The following is a 15,701-nucleotide window of genomic DNA, read 5'->3' as shown; positions in this document are numbered from 1 at the left end:
AGAAGGGAATGAGAAGTGAAAGAGGGAGAACTGAAACAGCCGATAATGCGAAGTATCAATGTTTGTTGGTGGGATGTTTTTGCGTTGGGTTTCGCTTCGCTCAACCCAACCGACTTCAATTATTTTATTGGTAGTTACTTACTTTTTAGGGAGTAGGGTGATTTTGCCAAATACATCTGCGTCTATAAATCCACGGTTTCTGTCACCATTTACTGGCTGTACTTCGTGTGAACCCATAAAGTGTTCGCGCACTTTGCTGCCGTCGTTATCGCAATACGCTAACATAAAGCCAATGACTTGTTTTTCGCTCAGTGTAATTGGTGTATTTACAGCGCCTTCTTTGTAGTCGTTAGGGTAGAGCTTTATCGCTACTTCCCACGTGATGTTAAAAGGTGCAGCGGTGTTGCGCTTCCAGTTACTGACTAGGTGGTCGGTGTACAAATGGGCTTTTTTATCAGGGCCGTAATCGGCAGCTTGGTTATCAAGGCCAATGTGGTACGCCAAAGCGGTGTGATTAAATTGGTGGTTTCCGCCCGATGCATCGCTGTCTATAAACACTTCTAGCGCATCGTCATCCCAATATTTATAGGTTGGATCGGCGTGTGTATCAATTAAAACGTCATCCACAATATCGGCTTGTAGATATAAATAGTTTTGATCCCACAGTAAACGATAACGCCCTTTAAAGTCGGCATCGCTTGATGGCAGTGTGCCATCCATTAAATAAGGCATATCGTGCCAAGCGGCTTTATCCCATGCGCTTTCTGATACGCCATCGACAGTAATTGGGGTTGATGTATGTTCAACATCAATAGCCATTGCTGGCGTGCTTAATAAAAAGCTTAAGGCGAGTGCTAATTTTTTCATTAATTTCTCAATTTTATTGTGTGCTTGTCTTAATGTAATAACAATCTTAAAACAGCTAAGTAAATAGTTACAGTGAAATACTTTCGCCTTCGTTTAAAATATACAGCGGTGTTTTAGCATCCATTTTTTTAACCATGTGTAATAAACGTAGCAAAGCAGAGTGGCTAGTATGGTCGCCCATTTTCCAGCTAGAGTTACCGTATCCCCAAGGAATCATTACTTTGCAGTTAAGTTCTTGTGCTGCGTTGAGCGCATCCTCTGGTGTGGTGTGAACGTAGCGATAAAATTTACCACTTTCTTTACTGTAGTAAGATGCGATTGGTATTAAGCACACATCTATATCGCCATATTTTTGCTGTATGTCTTTAAAGTGTTTTGAGTAGCCCGTATCGCCTGCAAAAAATAAGGTACTGCCGTTTTGTTCAAGCAGCCAGCCATTCCATAAGTCTTTATTGTTATCTTCGTAAATAAGGGGCACCAATACACGAGCGCTAAAATGATGAGCTGGCACGGCATTAATAACTAAGTCGTCAATGTTGGTTGTTGAGTACCACGGCATTTCGGTAATATTAAAACCGCCGGTAGGGAAGTTGTCGGCCATACCGAGTGGTGTTAAATAGCGAGGTTTACTGCCAATGCTTTGTATGTCGGTCTTATTAAAGTGATCGTAATGAATATGTGAATACATTACCGCATCAATATTTTCCAGTTCTTGCTCACTAGGCCAAGCGCCTGCTTTACGATAAATACCACCGCCGAGTTTAAAGCCAAGTGCGACTGGAGAATCAAACTGATTTTTTACCGGATCAAACAGCACACTTTGCCCATTTGGAGTGTTAATTACAAAACTAGCGTGGCCAAGCCAGCGTACGGTATAACCGGTGCTAAGTTGTGGTTTAGTTTGCTGGCCTTGGTACTGGCAGTTTTCGCTGCCGGTTTTGCATAGTAAGTCTGGGTGGGCTGGGTAGCAGTTTTCAGTGCAGGTAGTGGGATATGTTTTTTCACCTGTGTATAAATTTTTATAACGACCGTTCTTATCATTAATAACAACAACTGAGTCAGAGCTGGTAATACGATTAATATTATTAGGTGCACCGCAGGCAGTTAGTATACATAAGAGCATTGTTGCGGTTAAAAAGCGTTTCATTGTAAATCCCTTTTAGCATGCCTTTAACATAAAAAAGCCTGCAATTAAGCAGGCTTGTTAAAGTAACAAATAATTAGCCAGCGCTATTCATTTGTTCAATAAATTTGTTTGAATCGGCAATCGATTTGTTCATGTCGTTCATCAACAATTGAATATCGCGCTTAAGGTTAGTGAATTCACCTTTAATAGCCGATACCGCTTGTGCATTTAAGTTATGCTTTAGGTATAAAACGTTATCATGAAGCGAGGTTAATACTGGCTCCATTTTACTCTCTGCGCTGCGCATTGAGCGTAATAGCTGATCAAATTGACGCTTAGTCGCGGCTAGCTTTTTGCTGCTTTCACGCTTAAGTGATGCGCTTTTGTATTGCTCTAGCTCATCGCCCCACTCATCAAATAGCGCTTCTGCCACGTCTTCTACTTTATTGATGTTAGTTGACACTTCGTTAGCGGCATTTAAGCTCGACTCGTAATCATCGTTTAGTTGATTGTAAGTGTCTTGTAGTTCGCCACCATTAAAATCGATTAGAGTAGTTAAGCGCTCTAGTGCCGATTTAAATTCTTCTTGTGACTCTTGTTGCGAGTCTTTGGTTTCTTCTACGCGGTCAATTAGAATATCGCGTTTGTGAACACCCACTTTTTCCATCGCAGAATAATAAGCTGATTGGCAGCCAGTTAAAGTAAGTGTTACTACAAGCATTGAAACACTGAGTAATGTTTGTTTTTTCATTTGAATTCCTGTTTACGAGCGTTAGTGCTGTAAATTATGGCGCTGATTGTTATTATAATCAAAACTATATAAGCACAAGTCAATTGTATGAATGATAAGCTCTCACATTACAAACAGCAAGTTAAGTCCTTTATACGCCAGCAACCTGGTTGGTGGATGCAGTATTTTAATCGTTGTATAGACGATCAAATAACGGTTAATGCAGGTTACCTTGCTTACGTGACACTTCTTTCTTTAGTGCCATTAATTGCGGTGGGTGTTGCTATATTTTCAGCCTTTCCGGGCTTTGAATCTACTCGCATGGAAATTGAGAGCTTTTTGTTTACCAACTTTGTCCCTACCTCTACCGATGTTATTAGAGAGCATATTAGCTCCTTTGCGGGCAATGCCAACCAAATGACGGCGGTAGGTATTGGCTTTCTAGCTGCAATAGCCTTGCTGTTAATACGTAATGTAGATGCCACATTGAACCGAATTTGGCGCATAAAGAAAAAGCGCCCAATGATGATCTCATTTGCTGTGTACTGGATGGTTTTGAGCTTAGGGCCTATGTTGCTCGGTGCCAGTATTGGTGTTACCTCTTATATTGTATCTTTGGTGTCGTTTGCTGATCAGGGAATTCCGGGGTTTAGCGGGTTTTTGTTAAAGCTATTGCCGTATGGAATTTCGATGGTGGGCTTTATTATGCTCTACACCTTAGTGCCTAATACACGGGTGTCGTTTAGAGCGGCAATACCTGGCGCTTTTTTTGCGGCACTTTTATTTGAGCTGACCAAAAAAGGGTTTGCACTTTATATTAGTCATTTTCCGTCGTACGAAGTTATTTATGGCGCAGTAGCAACCATTCCTATTTTATTTGTATGGGTGTATTTGTCGTGGGTCGTTGTTTTGCTTGGCGCTGAATTTACTGCGTGCATTAGCCCAAATGATATTCCAGAAACACCAGAGCTTGAACTAGAAGATGATGAACCAGCAGTAAAGGACACAGTTTAAATGCAAGGTTTAATACAACGTGTAAAGCATGCCAAAGTAGAAATTAACAACCAAGTGGTAGGCGAAATTAGCCAAGGTATATTGTTGTTGCTGGGCGTTGAAAAACACGACGACAAACAAACGGCCGATAAGCTTTTACACAAGGTAAGTAATTATCGTATTTTTACTGACGAAAACGACAAAATGAACCTAAGCCTTAAAGATATTAAAGGTGAGTTACTTGTTGTTTCGCAATTTACGCTAGCGGCTGATACTAAAAAGGGTATGCGCCCTAGTTTTTCATCTGCGGCAACGCCAAGCCAAGCTAACGAGCTTTACGAATACTTTGTAGCTCAAGCTAAAGAGTTGGGGCTTACAATAGCCACAGGTGAGTTTGGTGCTGATATGCAAGTAAGCTTGTGTAACGATGGGCCCGTTACGTTTAACTTATCTGTTTAAGTTTTTGGTTACCACGACAATATGATTTACATAGCCCGTAATTTTTTGCGGGCTAACATTACAACCAAATACATCGAGTAATAGCTGCTGAAGTTGCTTTAATTGCGACTCATGCTGCGATAAAAAGTTAATAAATAGCACGCCGTTGTTATTTAAAGCCGAGTAGATTTTTTTATAAAATGCCTCTTCAAATAAAAATCGAGGCGCGTCTATTTGGCTAAATAAATCTAGAATAATCCAATCAATATTTTGCACACTTTCTAAAATCTGTTGCGCATCGGCGCACAGCAGTTGCTCATTCTTATTTGACGAAAAAAACTGGGTATAGCAATCAATAATATCGGCGTTTTTTTCAACCGATGTTATTTGTGCTTTAGGGTATTTGTGTTGTAAATAATTACGAATTGCACCGCCGCCAAGGCCGAGTTCTAACACTTTTTGTGGCGGCTTAAGAGCTTGCCAGTGCTTATCTAGGTACAATAAGTGTGGAAAAAGTAATAAATCCGGGTTATTTAAATCAATAACAGATTGAAGAGTGTCGTTAATAAGTAACCAGCGTAACTGCTCGTGCTCACGTACTTGAATGTGATCGCCACTGCATTTATGCCAATAGATTAACTGACCAATGCTGTGGCTATTTTCAATAAATTGATCGCTCAGCAAACCCGTCAGTGAATTTATATAATTGATTTTTTCAGTCATATTCTCAGCATAAACTAGCAACGTTAAAGCGCAATGGCCTTTGTCATTATTTTTTTACGTTATTTTACAGCCATCACCAAAGTCGTATTTGCAGTTTTTTTAAGATGGAGTATGGTATTTGCCATAATAATGCCAATCAATTTAATTATTTTATTTTTTTAGCTTGGTAGATAACCAATACTATTAGTATAGCGCCGTAGCCTTTTTTTGACTTTTATTTACGGCTTATATAACAACAGGAGTATGTATGTTTCAGGTAAGCACCCCACAAAGTAGCGAAGATTGGCAAGCGTATTACCAATTGCGTTGGCAGGTATTACGCGCGCCTTGGGGCGAGCCTCGTGGCTCTGAACAAGACGATATGGAACAAGACTCTGAGCACCGCTTTATAAAAAATAAAGAAGGCGAAGTACTAGGCGTAGCACGTTTGCACTTTAACAGTCATGAGCAAGCACAAGTGCGTTACATGGCCGTTGCTGAAGGGAATCGTAATCAACATATTGGTAGTCGTTTATTACATGAGCTTGAAAAAATAGCATGGACACAAAATGCTGATGAACTGGTTTTATTTGCTCGCGAACGTGCGCTTGAGTTTTATAAACGCCATGGTTACGAATTAAAAGAAAAAGCGCACTTAGCGTATGGCGATGTACAACACTTTAAAATGGTAAAGCAAAAACCGTGTGAGCCAGGCTGGTTCCGTCATCCAAATTGGACGCAAGTACTACAAAATACGTGGCGTGAGTCTATTCCAATTAGTGACGCGATGGGTATTAAGGTAGAAAGCTATACCGATTGGCAATTTACAACCAGCGCCGACCTAGACGCTAACTTAAACCTACATAACACCATGTTTGCAGGCTCTATTTATAGCTTGGCTACGCTAACAGGTTGGGGCGCTACGTACTTAGCACTTAAAGAAGCTGGGCTTGAAGGTAATATTGTATTAGCCGATGCTAACATTAAGTACTTAAAACCGCTTACTACTGACCCACGTGGCTGTGTTGATATACAAACCTGTAAGGGCAAGTTAAGTGATTTAGAAACCGATGGTAAAGCAAGTTACGTAGTGCCAGTAACTATTTACGATGGTGATAACGTGGTTGCCGAATTTGAAGGACTGTTTGTAGTAAAAAAATAACTGTTTAGCTGTTCAAAACACAAAAAAGCCAAGCGATGCTTGGCTTTTTCGTGCGTAAAACTTAGGGAAGTATCACAGCAGATCGGTTAATAATATACCTACACCAATACGTTCTACATCCGCATTGTAATCAATTAAGCTTTCGCCATAACCGTTAAAGTATTGTGCATAACCACGAACGCGGCCCCATAAAGGAAACGACCAGTCGAGTTGAATTGCACCACGATTATCTGAATTTAAGTTGTTACGTGTCATAAAGCTAAATTCATGGTCATGAAAACGATACGCGCCGCTAAATTCAAAGTAACCCATGTATTTGTATATGTCTGGGTTGTCGTCGCCATTGGCTTCTAAAATATCTTCTTTTTCGTCCTCAGCTATTCGGTACCAAGGTTTAAAGCTAAAAACAAAGCCTCTGTTTTCCCAAATAAAGTCTGCATAAATACGGTTCCACGAACGTGAGTTTGGTTGGCTTCGACCATTTGACTGATGCGAAATACCTAAAGCAATTGCCATTTCGTCGCCCCATAATACGTTTTCTGGGTCGAGGTAATTTATCCAAAATATCTCTGGTTCGTAGTTGGTCTCACGAAATGGAGAAGAAATTTCTGAGTTATAAAGCTGCCAATACGATTGCAGTGTAAAGCCAAAAAATATGGCCTGGTCTTTATCCGAAAAATCATCGTAAAGAGGCACTTTTATCGATAGCTGGTATTTTGCTTCTAAGTTGTCGAGCGGTTCACCGTCGTTGTCGTCGGTTAGTGCATCAAAGCCATCAAATGGGCGATCGTTTGGGTGTGATACGTACGAAAGCGGTAAAATATAGTTACGCTTATGTGGCGTAATTACATTTCTATTTTTTTTACCTACTTCTTCACGAGCTTGGCGTTTATCAAGCGCGGTAAGTTGTTTGTTTTCTTCAAGAGCTGAACACTTTTTACGAAGATCGTCTAATGTTTGTTTACCATCTCCGCCAATTACTTCATTTAAAATACACTGCTTTACAAGTTCGATGTCGTTGTCTTGCTCATTTGTAGCAACTTCTTCTTGTGCGAAGGTAGCTGTACTTATTAAGGCAGAAAGTGTGATCCAGTGGCGCCAGCTCATTGTAATTCCTTGTGGGTTCGGGTTGTGTTGTATGCGTTAATTTAATTATAACGTCTTTTTACATATGTAACGGTGAACTTTTACTGAATTTGTATTTATAACAAGGTCTATACGTATACAAAGTAAATATAGATCAGAAAAAAAGCGGCCTAGGCCGCTTTTTTAATGCACATTAACTATGTGCTCTCACGCAATGAGAAGGGTGAGCTAAAGCTCAAATATGTTAGTAAAAAACTTATAAAGTTCGGTGCCTTGGTTAACACTCGCCGAGGCAAAGTGCAAAATGGCAATTGCATCGCAATCGAGAGTAAGTGTTTGCAGTGGTTGCTCGCTTAAGTAGCGCTCCATGCGTAAAATATTAGCAATAGGCTCACCGGCTTTAATGTGTCCGCCAAGTGGGGCTATGTATTCAACCATGCCGCCAATGGGGGCGTAATAAGTAAAGTAGTCATCTAAATTACATGCATAGCGAGTGATATTAGCTGGCGTATGTGGTGCGTTTTGTAAAACACCTTTGTGATTTAAGTAACTTAAAATGCTGTTAGCATCGTTTAGTGCTTCTTTTAAGTCTATTTTTTCTTGGCTGCCTAGCTCTACAGTAAATGCTTCTACAGGTATTGATAATTCACGACCTTGCTCGCTAAGTGCATCACTTAAATGCCACCATGGGCAAAAGTTAGCTTCATCCATAGCACCGTCAAAATCACTAGGAATAAGCAATACATGCTCAATATTAAAGTAACGTGCGCTGTCGGTTGCATAGGTTGGGCAGTACAAATGCTTGCTTGAAATAGGGCCTGTGTGTAAATCGAGTACTATATCAGCCTGATGAGCGAGCTTTTGTAAGTTAAGCGCAATGCGTTTACCCGTATTAAGTAAATAAGCCGGGCCGTTAAGTTTGCTGTCTACTTCGTCAATAAGCGCCTGTTTGAAGTTACTTTTTAATGTAGCGTCGTCATACTGGGTATGATTTTGTGCAAACTGTGCCACTAAATTTTTATTGTAGTGATACATGCGATTCCAATTAGTGCCCGTAATCGGATCGAACCTGCCAAGGGTAAACTCGCCAGATTTTTGATTACAACCAATCGGATTTGCATAAGGTACAAGGGTAATATCGCCACTAAGGTTAAGATGTTTTAATTGCTCAAGTAGCTGAAAAATAACAGCGTTGCCTTGTACTTCAGCGCCATGCATATTGGCCTGAACATAAACACTAGGCCCTGTGCCATCGCCTTTTAAACGATAAACAGGAATTGTAAGCGGTAAGCCGTTTGCAACTTCCCCTACTACAATGTTCTCTTGGCTGATGTGTGTTGTATTACTCATGCTTATTACCTTAAGTAGTGGCTGGCATTTTCGGCTTGGCGAACACAGGTAAGTTCACCGTTTTGCAATGTGTACTCGCCGGCGAGCTCATGGCATAAAAAATACGGCATACTTTCGGTAAAGCCGTAAGCACCGCATTGGCTAAATACTAGCCAGTCGTGCTCATTTAAATCGCTTGGTAAGTTATGTTCACCCAAGCAATCAAGCGCTGTACAAAGTGGGCCGTATAAAGTGACCGCTTGAGTTTTAGCACTGGATTCACGCAGTAACGCAGCAGGAAAATCTTGGCTGGTAACAGCAGGGCGTAATAAGTGGTTTATACCGCCGCTTAAAATGACTTGCTGTTGATTATAGTTTTGTTTGCGTTCTATTACTGGGTTTGCGTAATGACCACATTCGCCAACGGCATAGCGGCCCAGTTCCATCCATAGCTCTTCTACGCCCGCATCATTTTTAATTTTAGCGAGTGCAGCTATTAAGTCATCCCAATCAAGTGTTGTTTCGCTTTGTGTATAAGGAATACCTAAGCCGCCACCTAAATCGAGAATTTTAAGGCTAATATTTAAATCGCTGGCAAGTTGGCTAAGAGGTGCAATCATTTGTGACCACAAGTCGCTTAGTTTTTGCGTGCTAAGCATGTTGCCCCACTGAAAAATATGTAAGCCGTCAAACTTAAGTGCAGGGTAGTCGGTTACATTGAGTGCTTGCCACTCATCACAACCCAAACCAAACGGCGTAAGGCTGTCGCCGCCCAGTGGATTTTTTTCACCTTCAGGCCAGCGTAATTGCACTCGGAGTAATACTTGTAACTGCGTAGTTTGTAGTTGCGCTTGTTGGTTTAACCAACGTACTTGATTGAGGCTTTCGGCTACGAATATACGTACTCCGCGCTCAATAAAGTGTTTAATTTGTTTAGGGCTTTTTGCAGGCCCTGTGTTGAGCACGCGCTGTGAGCTAATACCTTGTGCTAGCACTTGCTCAAGCTCACCTTTACTTGCTACGTCAAAATTAAAACCAGCGTTGTCTAAGCTTTGAATAATTTTAGACAGTGGATTTGCTTTTACCGCGTACCACAGTTTTACATCGGTTTGCGCAACTAAACGTGCAAGATGCGCGTTTAGTTGATCTAGGTCGTAAACAAAAAAAGGTGTATCAAGTTGTTGTGTAATTGTATTTACAGCGGTTTTGATAGGCGTGCTCAAAAAGCTCATTATCGTAAAACCTCTTCAAGCAATAACGATGCATCGCTTTTCTCGTCGCGGTATTTAACAATTAACGCACACGACATGCTTAGGCCTTGCTCGCGCGCCCATTCGTTTGACGCAGGGCGAGAGCCTGGTATTACAATGGCATATTCAGGAATAGGCTCGCCTTTATCTAGTTGTCGCTCGTTTACGCAGTCATACACCGGAATAGTCGCTGATAAACGCACGCCAGGGGCAAGTACTGCGCCTTTTTTAATGACTACGCCTTCAACAATAATACAGCCAGCGCCAATAAAGGCGTCGTCTTCTACAACTACTGGGCTTGCACCAATTGGCTCAAGTACACCACCAAGCTGCACTGCAGCACTTAAATGTACGTTTTTACCTACTTGTGCACACGAGCCAACTAATGCGTGGCTATCTACCATTGTGCCTTCGTCGATGTATGCACCAATGTTTACATACGCTGGTGGCATAATAATCGTGCCTTTAGCAACATAAGCACCACGGCGAACACTAGAGCCACCCGGCACCATACGTACGCCATCGTCAGTACTAAATTCTTGCGGAGCTAAGTTATGTTTATCAACAAAACCACCTGCAAACTCAGTATTAGTGCCATTTTTGAAGGCATCCAAAATGCCTTGTTTTACTTCTACGTTAGCTTGCCATTGGCCGCTTTCGTTTTGTGATGCTGCGCGTACTGCGCCCGATTCTAAATTATTTAATAGTTCTAACCAGCTCATTATAAAAACCTGTATTTAATGCCAAGATAAAATGGTGTTGTTTGCAGTTGTGATGCAATCGGTTTGAGTTAACTCAAGGTGTGTTAAAGGTGGACGAAGTTGCGGGCTGCTTAAGCGACCTTGCAAATGCATCAATACCTTTACGGGAATAGGGTTTGCAACAGCAAATAGGCTATTAATAGCGCTTGACCACTGGGCAAATAAATTAGGGTGTTGACCACTTAAGCTGCGTTTAACAAACTCGTGAGTTTGTGCGGGCCATGCATTTGCAGCTACCGACACTAAACCTTTTGCACCGGCTTGGGCAAAATATGGCATTAGCGCATCGTCGCCACTAAAAATAGCTAAATTAGGCGCTGCTTGGCGATAAGCTTCAAACTGAGCAATGCTGCCGCTCGCTTCTTTTAGTGCCCATAAATTTTTATTATTTTGTAAGTTTTGAATTGTTGCCGTTGGAATGCTAACAGCACTTCGACCCGGTACGTTATAAAGCATACACGGGTGAACACTTGCATTAAGTAGGCTTTCAAACCAATGAGTTTGACCTATAGCGCCAGGCTTTGCATAAAGCGGTGAGCCAAGTAAAAAGCTATGAATTGGGAGTGTATTACAGTAGTTAACCCACTCAATTTGTTGCTTTAAGTTACTACCGCCCACAGCAACCATGAGTGGTACTGCTGGTTTTAGTTGGCATACGTGTTCAACAATGGCTTGTTGCTCTTTTAGCGTGAGTGCTAAACCTTCGCCCGTACTGCCAAGTAGTAAAATACCGTTATGTGCCGCTTCTTGATCGCTAACCAGTTTAGTTAACGTGTTGTAGTCAACATCGCCGTGTTGATCAAATGGCGTTACGAGCGCGGTCCACAATGAGTAGTCGTTTAAATTGAAGTTGTTGATCATCTCTCACGAACTTATAATTTGTACCAACTTTATTAAAAACGTGATCATTTTAGCGATAACTAATTTAATGCAATTGGTATTATTCGAAGAGTTAAAAAGCTTTATGGAAGGAGCCGCATTAACGTCGTTCGAACTAATAATTCGAAGAGCGAATGGGCTTAAAATAATAGGGCGCACGGCCTTAATATTTAAGACCAGAAGCTCTCCACCAAACTAATAAGCTGCTTTTATAAGCAGCTATTGGTGACAGTCGCTAGGGTTCAACCTAGTCGCCCGAAATAAACACCTCGCAAAAGTGGTTACTTCTCGGCGTTAATTCCCCTCACGTATGCTCACTGGAGTTTGCGCTCCTAACATACGCTACCTGAATAACGCACCTCTTCTAGCCCTTTACACCTGTTTGTAGAGTAAAAACTTACAAACCTGTGCAATTTAAATAGGGTAATTACGGCGATTAAAGCATTTTAGCCGTCTAGGTGTCAAGCGACTAAATGCATATTCATTCATCCATAATGGGAGTGGTTACGTATTGGGTGCTTTTCTCGTACACTAGCAATATAAGTAGTGAGGTATTTAATTAGTATGGAAAAATTTAGCGATATTTATAAGCGAGCGGTAGAGCGAAAAGGCTCCGAAAAAATGCTTAAGTTATTACTTGCAAAACCGCTATCTAAAAAACAACTAAGCACGTTAAGTGACGACGATTGGCTTGAGGAATTTACTCGAAAAGTATTTCAAAGCGGCTTTTATTGGTCAGTCATTAATAATAAGTGGCCAGGCTTTAGAGAGGTTTTTTGGAATTTTAGCGTTGATAAGTTATTAATGATGCCACCTGATATGCTGGAACAAAAAGCAACGGATGAGCGAATCGTTCGTAACTATAAAAAAGTAAAAACAATTACCGAAAATGCTTACATGATCCACGAAATAGCAGGGGAACATGGCAGTTTTAGCCAGTTTGTCGCTAATTGGCCAGCAGACGATATTATTGGTTTATGGGCGTATTTAAAAAAACATGGTTCGCGTTTAGGCGGGAATACAGGACCTTATGCGCTACGAGCACTTGGTAAAGATACTTTTTTACTATCACGCGATGTAGAGAATTACTTACGTGCTCATAAAATTATAGACGGCGGCTTACAAACTAAAAAATCACTGAGTGCTGCCCAAGCTTTTTTTAATGAAATGCAAAAGCAAAGCGGCTTAAGTATGCAAGAGTTAAGTTTAATTGTTGCTTATGGCGTTGGTGACAACCGTGTTGGTATAAGTCAGCAATAATAGGAATTACCATGAAATTAGTGCCAAGATACACAGACATTACGGAAAACTTTGCGATAGAAGATTTCCCTGCAAGCGTTGCCTCTCCTCAGTTATTGCTGTGGAACGAGAGCTTAGCAAAAGAGTTTAATATTAACGTTGCAGCTGATTTGCGTGCTAGCACTTTTAGCGGTAACGAGAAACAGGCGATTCCTGCGGTAGCACTTGGTTACTCTGGGCACCAATTTGGACATTTTTCACCACGTTTAGGCGATGGGCGAGCGCATTTATTGGGCGCTATTAATGATGATAAAAACCAGTTGTGGGATATTCAATTAAAAGGCTCTGGTGCTACTCCTTACTCAAGAGGGGGAGATGGACGTTGTGCTCTTGGTCCTGCTATTCGTGAATACGTAATGAGCGAGGCAATGCATGCACTAGGCATTAAAACCACACGCTGCTTAGCGGTTGTTGGTAGTGGTGAAACGGTTTATCGTAATCCACCACAAGCAGGCGCCATAGTGACTCGTTTAGCAACGAGCCATATTCGTGTTGGCTCGTTTCAATATTTAGCGACGCAAGGCGATGTTGAAGGACTTAAAAATTTAGCCGATTTAGCTATAGAGCGACACTACCCAGAAATAACCGATACAGGATCGCAGCGTTATTTAGCATTTTTAGGCGCTGTGATTAAAAACCAAGTTAAGCTAGTTGTGAGCTGGATGCGTGTTGGCTTTATTCATGGAGTAATGAATACCGATAATACGCTAGTAAGTGGAGAAACCATTGATTACGGCCCCTGCGCCATGATGAATAATTTTGATTTTGACACCGTGTTTAGCTCTATCGATAAACAAGGTCGTTATGCCTTTGGTAATCAACCTAATATAGCTAACTGGAACTGCGCACGCTTAGCTGAGAGCTTAATACCGCTTATTAGTGATGATGACGAGCAAGCTGTTTCGTTAATGACGCCATTTATTAATAGTTTTGCTGAGCAGTTTAATACTGAGTTTACGGCTATGTGGGAGAAAAAACTGGGCTTGAGTGCAAAAAATGCAAGCGGAAGTGAGTTAATTGCAGAGTTATTAACGCTATTAAAAGATAACCAGCTCGACTACACCAATACCTTTGATGCACTTACTGAATCCTTAAAGGGAGAAACAGTAGTACCAGAGTCGCTAATCAAATGGAGAGCTAAGTGGGTAAACTTAACTGACAATAATAGTTATGAAGTAATGAGAGCGGCAAATCCTCGTGTAATTCCTCGTAACCATATGATCGAAAAAATAATTGCAGAGTATAATGCTGCAGGGTCTAGTGAGTTACTAGAGCGCTTTATGAAAATAGTGGGAAATCCGTATTCTGATGATGAAAAGCTATCAGAGTTTCAGGCTGCACCGATAAATGATAATGATTACCAGACTTTTTGTGGTACTTAACTCTTAACTTTAAATATAACCACATGATTAAAAAGAGTCATTTTTTAATCAAACATGCGCATATATCTAGGGGAATGTTAATTCTGGTGGTATTATGCGCCGAATTAAAGCCAAGCAATGTTTCTTTGCATTTACATTTATAAGTGCATTTAATTTAATTGCTCTTACATTCCTTGCTAAGTACTAATTTACAAAAAACTACTATATTTATTTTTCAATAAAGTTTTAATTTCGCCTATAGTAAGTGGATGTGTGTTGTGACTGGGCATAGAAAAAAGTTATAAACTTTATTTTTCGTTAAGTATTGATTAACAAAGGCTCAGTTAGTCTATATAAAACTGATTGAGCTAGTATCGATTAGCTACAATTTAAAATTGTTCAAATGGGAAGAAAACAATGAAATTAAAATCACTTACAATTGCAATCGCGTTGGCTGCAACTAGCGCATCTACATTCGCTGCTGATAAAGAAGAAGGTTTCTACATTGGCGCATTTGGCGACTACTATGACGCATCTTGGAAAAACATGCGTGCTCAAGCTGGTCTTGACGTAAATGAATCAACTGGCTGGGGTGTTGAAGCCGGTTACCGTTTCAGTGATTACTGGAGCGCACGTCTTGAATATGCAGATATGGATTTTAATGCTTTTGATAAAGTTGCTGGCAACCGCAACAGTATTGATGGCGAGCGTTACGGTATTGATGCTCTTTACCATTTAAATGGTGGTCCTTTCTACGGTCTTTTCGGTATTAAAGAAATGGACGTAGTAGATGACAACACATTCTTAAATGCAGGTGTTGGTTACCAACATTTCATTACAGATGGCTTATTTGTAAATGCTGAAACAGCTGTATACCAAGGTCTTGACCGTGGTTACACAGATGTAGGCGCTAAAATTGGTATTAACTACTTATTTGGCCAAAATTCAGCTCCTGTAGAGCCAGTTAAACCAGCTCCAGAGCCTAAGGTAATTGAAGTAGCTGTAGCTCCTACAGATAGCGACAACGACAACATTCCTGATGCAGATGATAAGTGTGCTAACACGCCTATGACTGATGCAGTTGATGGCACTGGTTGTACTTTATATGAAGATAAAGAAGTAACTGTAAGCTTATTAGTGACTTTCCCTAACAATGCTTCAGCAGTATCTACTCAGTACTTAAACGATATTGAAAAAGTATCTGCATTCTTAAAAGAGTACCCAGATACAACAGTACTTTTAGAAGGTCACACTTCTTCTGTAGGTAAAGCAACTTACAACAAATGGTTATCTAAAAAACGTGCTGATGCAGTAGCTAAGCAATTAGTTTCTGATGGCATTGCTAAAGACCGTATTACTACAGTTGGTTTAGGTGAAGAGCGTCTTAAAAATGATGCAAACACTAAAGCTGCAAACGCAGAGAACCGTCGTGTAGAAGCGCATATCAAAACTATCAAAAACGTTAAAGTTTTACGTTAATTAAATAGTTTGTAATAAAAACCCAGCCAAGTGCTGGGTTTTTTTATGCCTGTAATAAATTAATATTGGTTAATGGTAATGATTCTTACTTAACAAGTATTCATGAAAATAGTTTTTACTACAACCACTATTCATAGTATTTATAATCGGTATAATCAGTTGCGTAACTGGATGGATTTTCATCTATCCATAAAAGCTTTATAATTACGCGTTAGAATACTATAAGTATTGGGTAACTT

The 15,701-nt window shown here is 40.6% G+C and carries 15 protein-coding genes and 1 riboswitch; of the genes, 6 read left to right on the top strand and 9 right to left on the bottom strand.

Features of this window, described 5'->3' with window-relative positions:
- Positions 1 to 138: 138 nt before the first annotated feature.
- From I6F54_RS10605 to I6F54_RS10595, 3 genes are all read right to left on the bottom strand, one after another.
- Entirely contained in the window at positions 139 to 867 is a 729-nt protein-coding gene (locus I6F54_RS10605) for a CBM9 family sugar-binding protein (RefSeq protein ID WP_165728329.1), read from the bottom strand.
- Between the two features lie 67 nt (positions 868 to 934).
- Positions 935 to 2,014 carry an MBL fold metallo-hydrolase gene (locus I6F54_RS10600; RefSeq protein ID WP_165728328.1) on the bottom strand — a complete coding sequence of 360 codons (1,080 nt, stop codon included), beginning with the start codon at positions 2,012 to 2,014 and terminating at the stop codon, positions 935 to 937.
- 73 nt (positions 2,015 to 2,087) lie between these two features.
- Positions 2,088 to 2,744, bottom strand: coding sequence for a DUF2959 domain-containing protein (locus I6F54_RS10595; protein ID WP_010554796.1), 657 nt, complete (start codon positions 2,742 to 2,744; stop codon positions 2,088 to 2,090).
- Positions 2,745 to 2,831: 87 nt separating this feature from the next.
- On the opposite strand from I6F54_RS10595, the gene I6F54_RS10590 reads away from it, so the two are divergent.
- Together I6F54_RS10590 and dtd are read left to right on the top strand one after the other, a co-directional pair.
- Positions 2,832 to 3,737 (top strand): virulence factor BrkB family protein, encoded by a 906-nt coding sequence (locus tag I6F54_RS10590; RefSeq protein ID WP_007582159.1) that lies wholly within the window; start codon positions 2,832 to 2,834, stop codon positions 3,735 to 3,737.
- The gene (gene dtd, locus I6F54_RS10585; RefSeq protein WP_024589537.1) at positions 3,738 to 4,175 is read left to right on the top strand and encodes a D-aminoacyl-tRNA deacylase; all 438 of its coding nucleotides are present in this window, start codon (positions 3,738 to 3,740) and stop codon (positions 4,173 to 4,175) included. It begins immediately after the preceding gene.
- Here the strand turns inward: dtd and I6F54_RS10580 are convergent.
- Positions 4,164 to 4,877, bottom strand: a complete 714-nt coding sequence (locus I6F54_RS10580) for a spermidine synthase (protein WP_007582154.1) — start codon at positions 4,875 to 4,877, stop codon at positions 4,164 to 4,166. The genes dtd and I6F54_RS10580 overlap by 12 nt on opposite strands.
- A 247-nt stretch (positions 4,878 to 5,124) precedes the next feature.
- Here I6F54_RS10580 and I6F54_RS10575 point away from each other — a divergent pair, with 247 nt between their 5' ends.
- Entirely contained in the window at positions 5,125 to 6,018 is an 894-nt protein-coding gene (locus tag I6F54_RS10575; RefSeq protein WP_197141290.1) for a bifunctional GNAT family N-acetyltransferase/hotdog fold thioesterase, read from the top strand.
- A 72-nt stretch (positions 6,019 to 6,090) separates the two neighbouring features.
- Here I6F54_RS10575 and I6F54_RS10570 read toward each other — a convergent pair whose 3' ends face one another.
- From I6F54_RS10570 to dapA, 5 genes are all read right to left on the bottom strand, one after another.
- Positions 6,091 to 7,125, bottom strand: coding sequence for a phospholipase A (locus I6F54_RS10570; RefSeq protein WP_165728327.1), 1,035 nt, complete (start codon positions 7,123 to 7,125; stop codon positions 6,091 to 6,093).
- A gap of 207 nt (positions 7,126 to 7,332) precedes the next feature.
- Positions 7,333 to 8,454, bottom strand: a complete 1,122-nt coding sequence (locus tag I6F54_RS10565) for a succinylglutamate desuccinylase/aspartoacylase family protein (RefSeq protein WP_197119400.1) — start codon at positions 8,452 to 8,454, stop codon at positions 7,333 to 7,335.
- 5 nt (positions 8,455 to 8,459) lie between these two features.
- On the bottom strand, positions 8,460 to 9,665 hold the full coding sequence (locus I6F54_RS10560) for a PLP-dependent decarboxylase (RefSeq protein WP_197141288.1): 1,206 nt from the start codon (positions 9,663 to 9,665) through the stop codon (positions 8,460 to 8,462).
- Positions 9,665 to 10,405: a 2,3,4,5-tetrahydropyridine-2,6-dicarboxylate N-succinyltransferase gene (locus I6F54_RS10555; protein WP_007376223.1), complete on the bottom strand. Its 741-nt coding sequence runs from the start codon at positions 10,403 to 10,405 to the stop codon at positions 9,665 to 9,667. The genes I6F54_RS10560 and I6F54_RS10555 overlap by 1 nt, the downstream gene beginning before the upstream one ends.
- Positions 10,406 to 10,420: 15 nt before the next feature.
- On the bottom strand, positions 10,421 to 11,305 hold the full coding sequence (gene dapA, locus I6F54_RS10550; protein WP_007579977.1) for a 4-hydroxy-tetrahydrodipicolinate synthase: 885 nt from the start codon (positions 11,303 to 11,305) through the stop codon (positions 10,421 to 10,423).
- Positions 11,306 to 11,495: 190 nt separating this feature from the next.
- Positions 11,496 to 11,695: riboswitch (Lysine riboswitch) on the bottom strand.
- Positions 11,696 to 11,887: 192 nt separating this feature from the next.
- Here dapA and I6F54_RS10545 point away from each other — a divergent pair.
- The 3 genes from I6F54_RS10545 to I6F54_RS10535 all read left to right on the top strand — a co-directional run bounded on the left by I6F54_RS10545 (position 11,888) and on the right by I6F54_RS10535 (position 15,462).
- Entirely contained in the window at positions 11,888 to 12,583 is a 696-nt protein-coding gene (locus I6F54_RS10545; protein ID WP_165728322.1) for a DNA-3-methyladenine glycosylase I, read from the top strand.
- Positions 12,584 to 12,594: 11 nt separating this feature from the next.
- On the top strand, positions 12,595 to 14,004 hold the full coding sequence (locus I6F54_RS10540) for a protein adenylyltransferase SelO (protein WP_197141286.1): 1,410 nt from the start codon (positions 12,595 to 12,597) through the stop codon (positions 14,002 to 14,004).
- A gap of 396 nt (positions 14,005 to 14,400) precedes the next feature.
- On the top strand, positions 14,401 to 15,462 hold the full coding sequence (locus I6F54_RS10535; protein ID WP_007579984.1) for an OmpA family protein: 1,062 nt from the start codon (positions 14,401 to 14,403) through the stop codon (positions 15,460 to 15,462).
- Positions 15,463 to 15,701 lie beyond the last annotated feature (239 nt).

The sequence above is a fragment of the Pseudoalteromonas sp. SWXJZ10B genome (genome assembly GCF_015864475.1).
In the GTDB taxonomy this organism is placed as follows: Bacteria; Pseudomonadota; Gammaproteobacteria; order Enterobacterales; family Alteromonadaceae; genus Pseudoalteromonas; species Pseudoalteromonas arctica.
This window is presented reverse-complemented; position numbering and strand designations above follow the sequence as displayed.

Excerpts from the sequence above, each read along its gene's own strand:
- I6F54_RS10605 (WP_165728329.1), bottom strand. The coding sequence starts at position 867 with ATGAAAAAATTAGCACTCGCCTTAAGCTTTTTATTAAGCACGCCAGCA.
- I6F54_RS10600 (WP_165728328.1), bottom strand. The coding sequence starts at position 2,014 with ATGAAACGCTTTTTAACCGCAACAATGCTCTTATGTATACTAACTGCC.
- I6F54_RS10595 (WP_010554796.1), bottom strand. The coding sequence starts at position 2,744 with ATGAAAAAACAAACATTACTCAGTGTTTCAATGCTTGTAGTAACACTT.
- I6F54_RS10590 (WP_007582159.1), top strand. The coding sequence starts at position 2,832 with ATGAATGATAAGCTCTCACATTACAAACAGCAAGTTAAGTCCTTTATA.
- dtd (WP_024589537.1), top strand. The coding sequence starts at position 3,738 with ATGCAAGGTTTAATACAACGTGTAAAGCATGCCAAAGTAGAAATTAAC.
- I6F54_RS10580 (WP_007582154.1), bottom strand. The coding sequence starts at position 4,877 with ATGACTGAAAAAATCAATTATATAAATTCACTGACGGGTTTGCTGAGC.
- I6F54_RS10575 (WP_197141290.1), top strand. The coding sequence starts at position 5,125 with ATGTTTCAGGTAAGCACCCCACAAAGTAGCGAAGATTGGCAAGCGTAT.
- I6F54_RS10570 (WP_165728327.1), bottom strand. The coding sequence starts at position 7,125 with ATGAGCTGGCGCCACTGGATCACACTTTCTGCCTTAATAAGTACAGCT.
- I6F54_RS10565 (WP_197119400.1), bottom strand. The coding sequence starts at position 8,454 with ATGAGTAATACAACACACATCAGCCAAGAGAACATTGTAGTAGGGGAA.
- I6F54_RS10560 (WP_197141288.1), bottom strand. The coding sequence starts at position 9,665 with ATGAGCTTTTTGAGCACGCCTATCAAAACCGCTGTAAATACAATTACA.
- I6F54_RS10555 (WP_007376223.1), bottom strand. The coding sequence starts at position 10,405 with ATGAGCTGGTTAGAACTATTAAATAATTTAGAATCGGGCGCAGTACGC.
- dapA (WP_007579977.1), bottom strand. The coding sequence starts at position 11,305 with ATGATCAACAACTTCAATTTAAACGACTACTCATTGTGGACCGCGCTC.
- I6F54_RS10545 (WP_165728322.1), top strand. The coding sequence starts at position 11,888 with ATGGAAAAATTTAGCGATATTTATAAGCGAGCGGTAGAGCGAAAAGGC.
- I6F54_RS10540 (WP_197141286.1), top strand. The coding sequence starts at position 12,595 with ATGAAATTAGTGCCAAGATACACAGACATTACGGAAAACTTTGCGATA.
- I6F54_RS10535 (WP_007579984.1), top strand. The coding sequence starts at position 14,401 with ATGAAATTAAAATCACTTACAATTGCAATCGCGTTGGCTGCAACTAGC.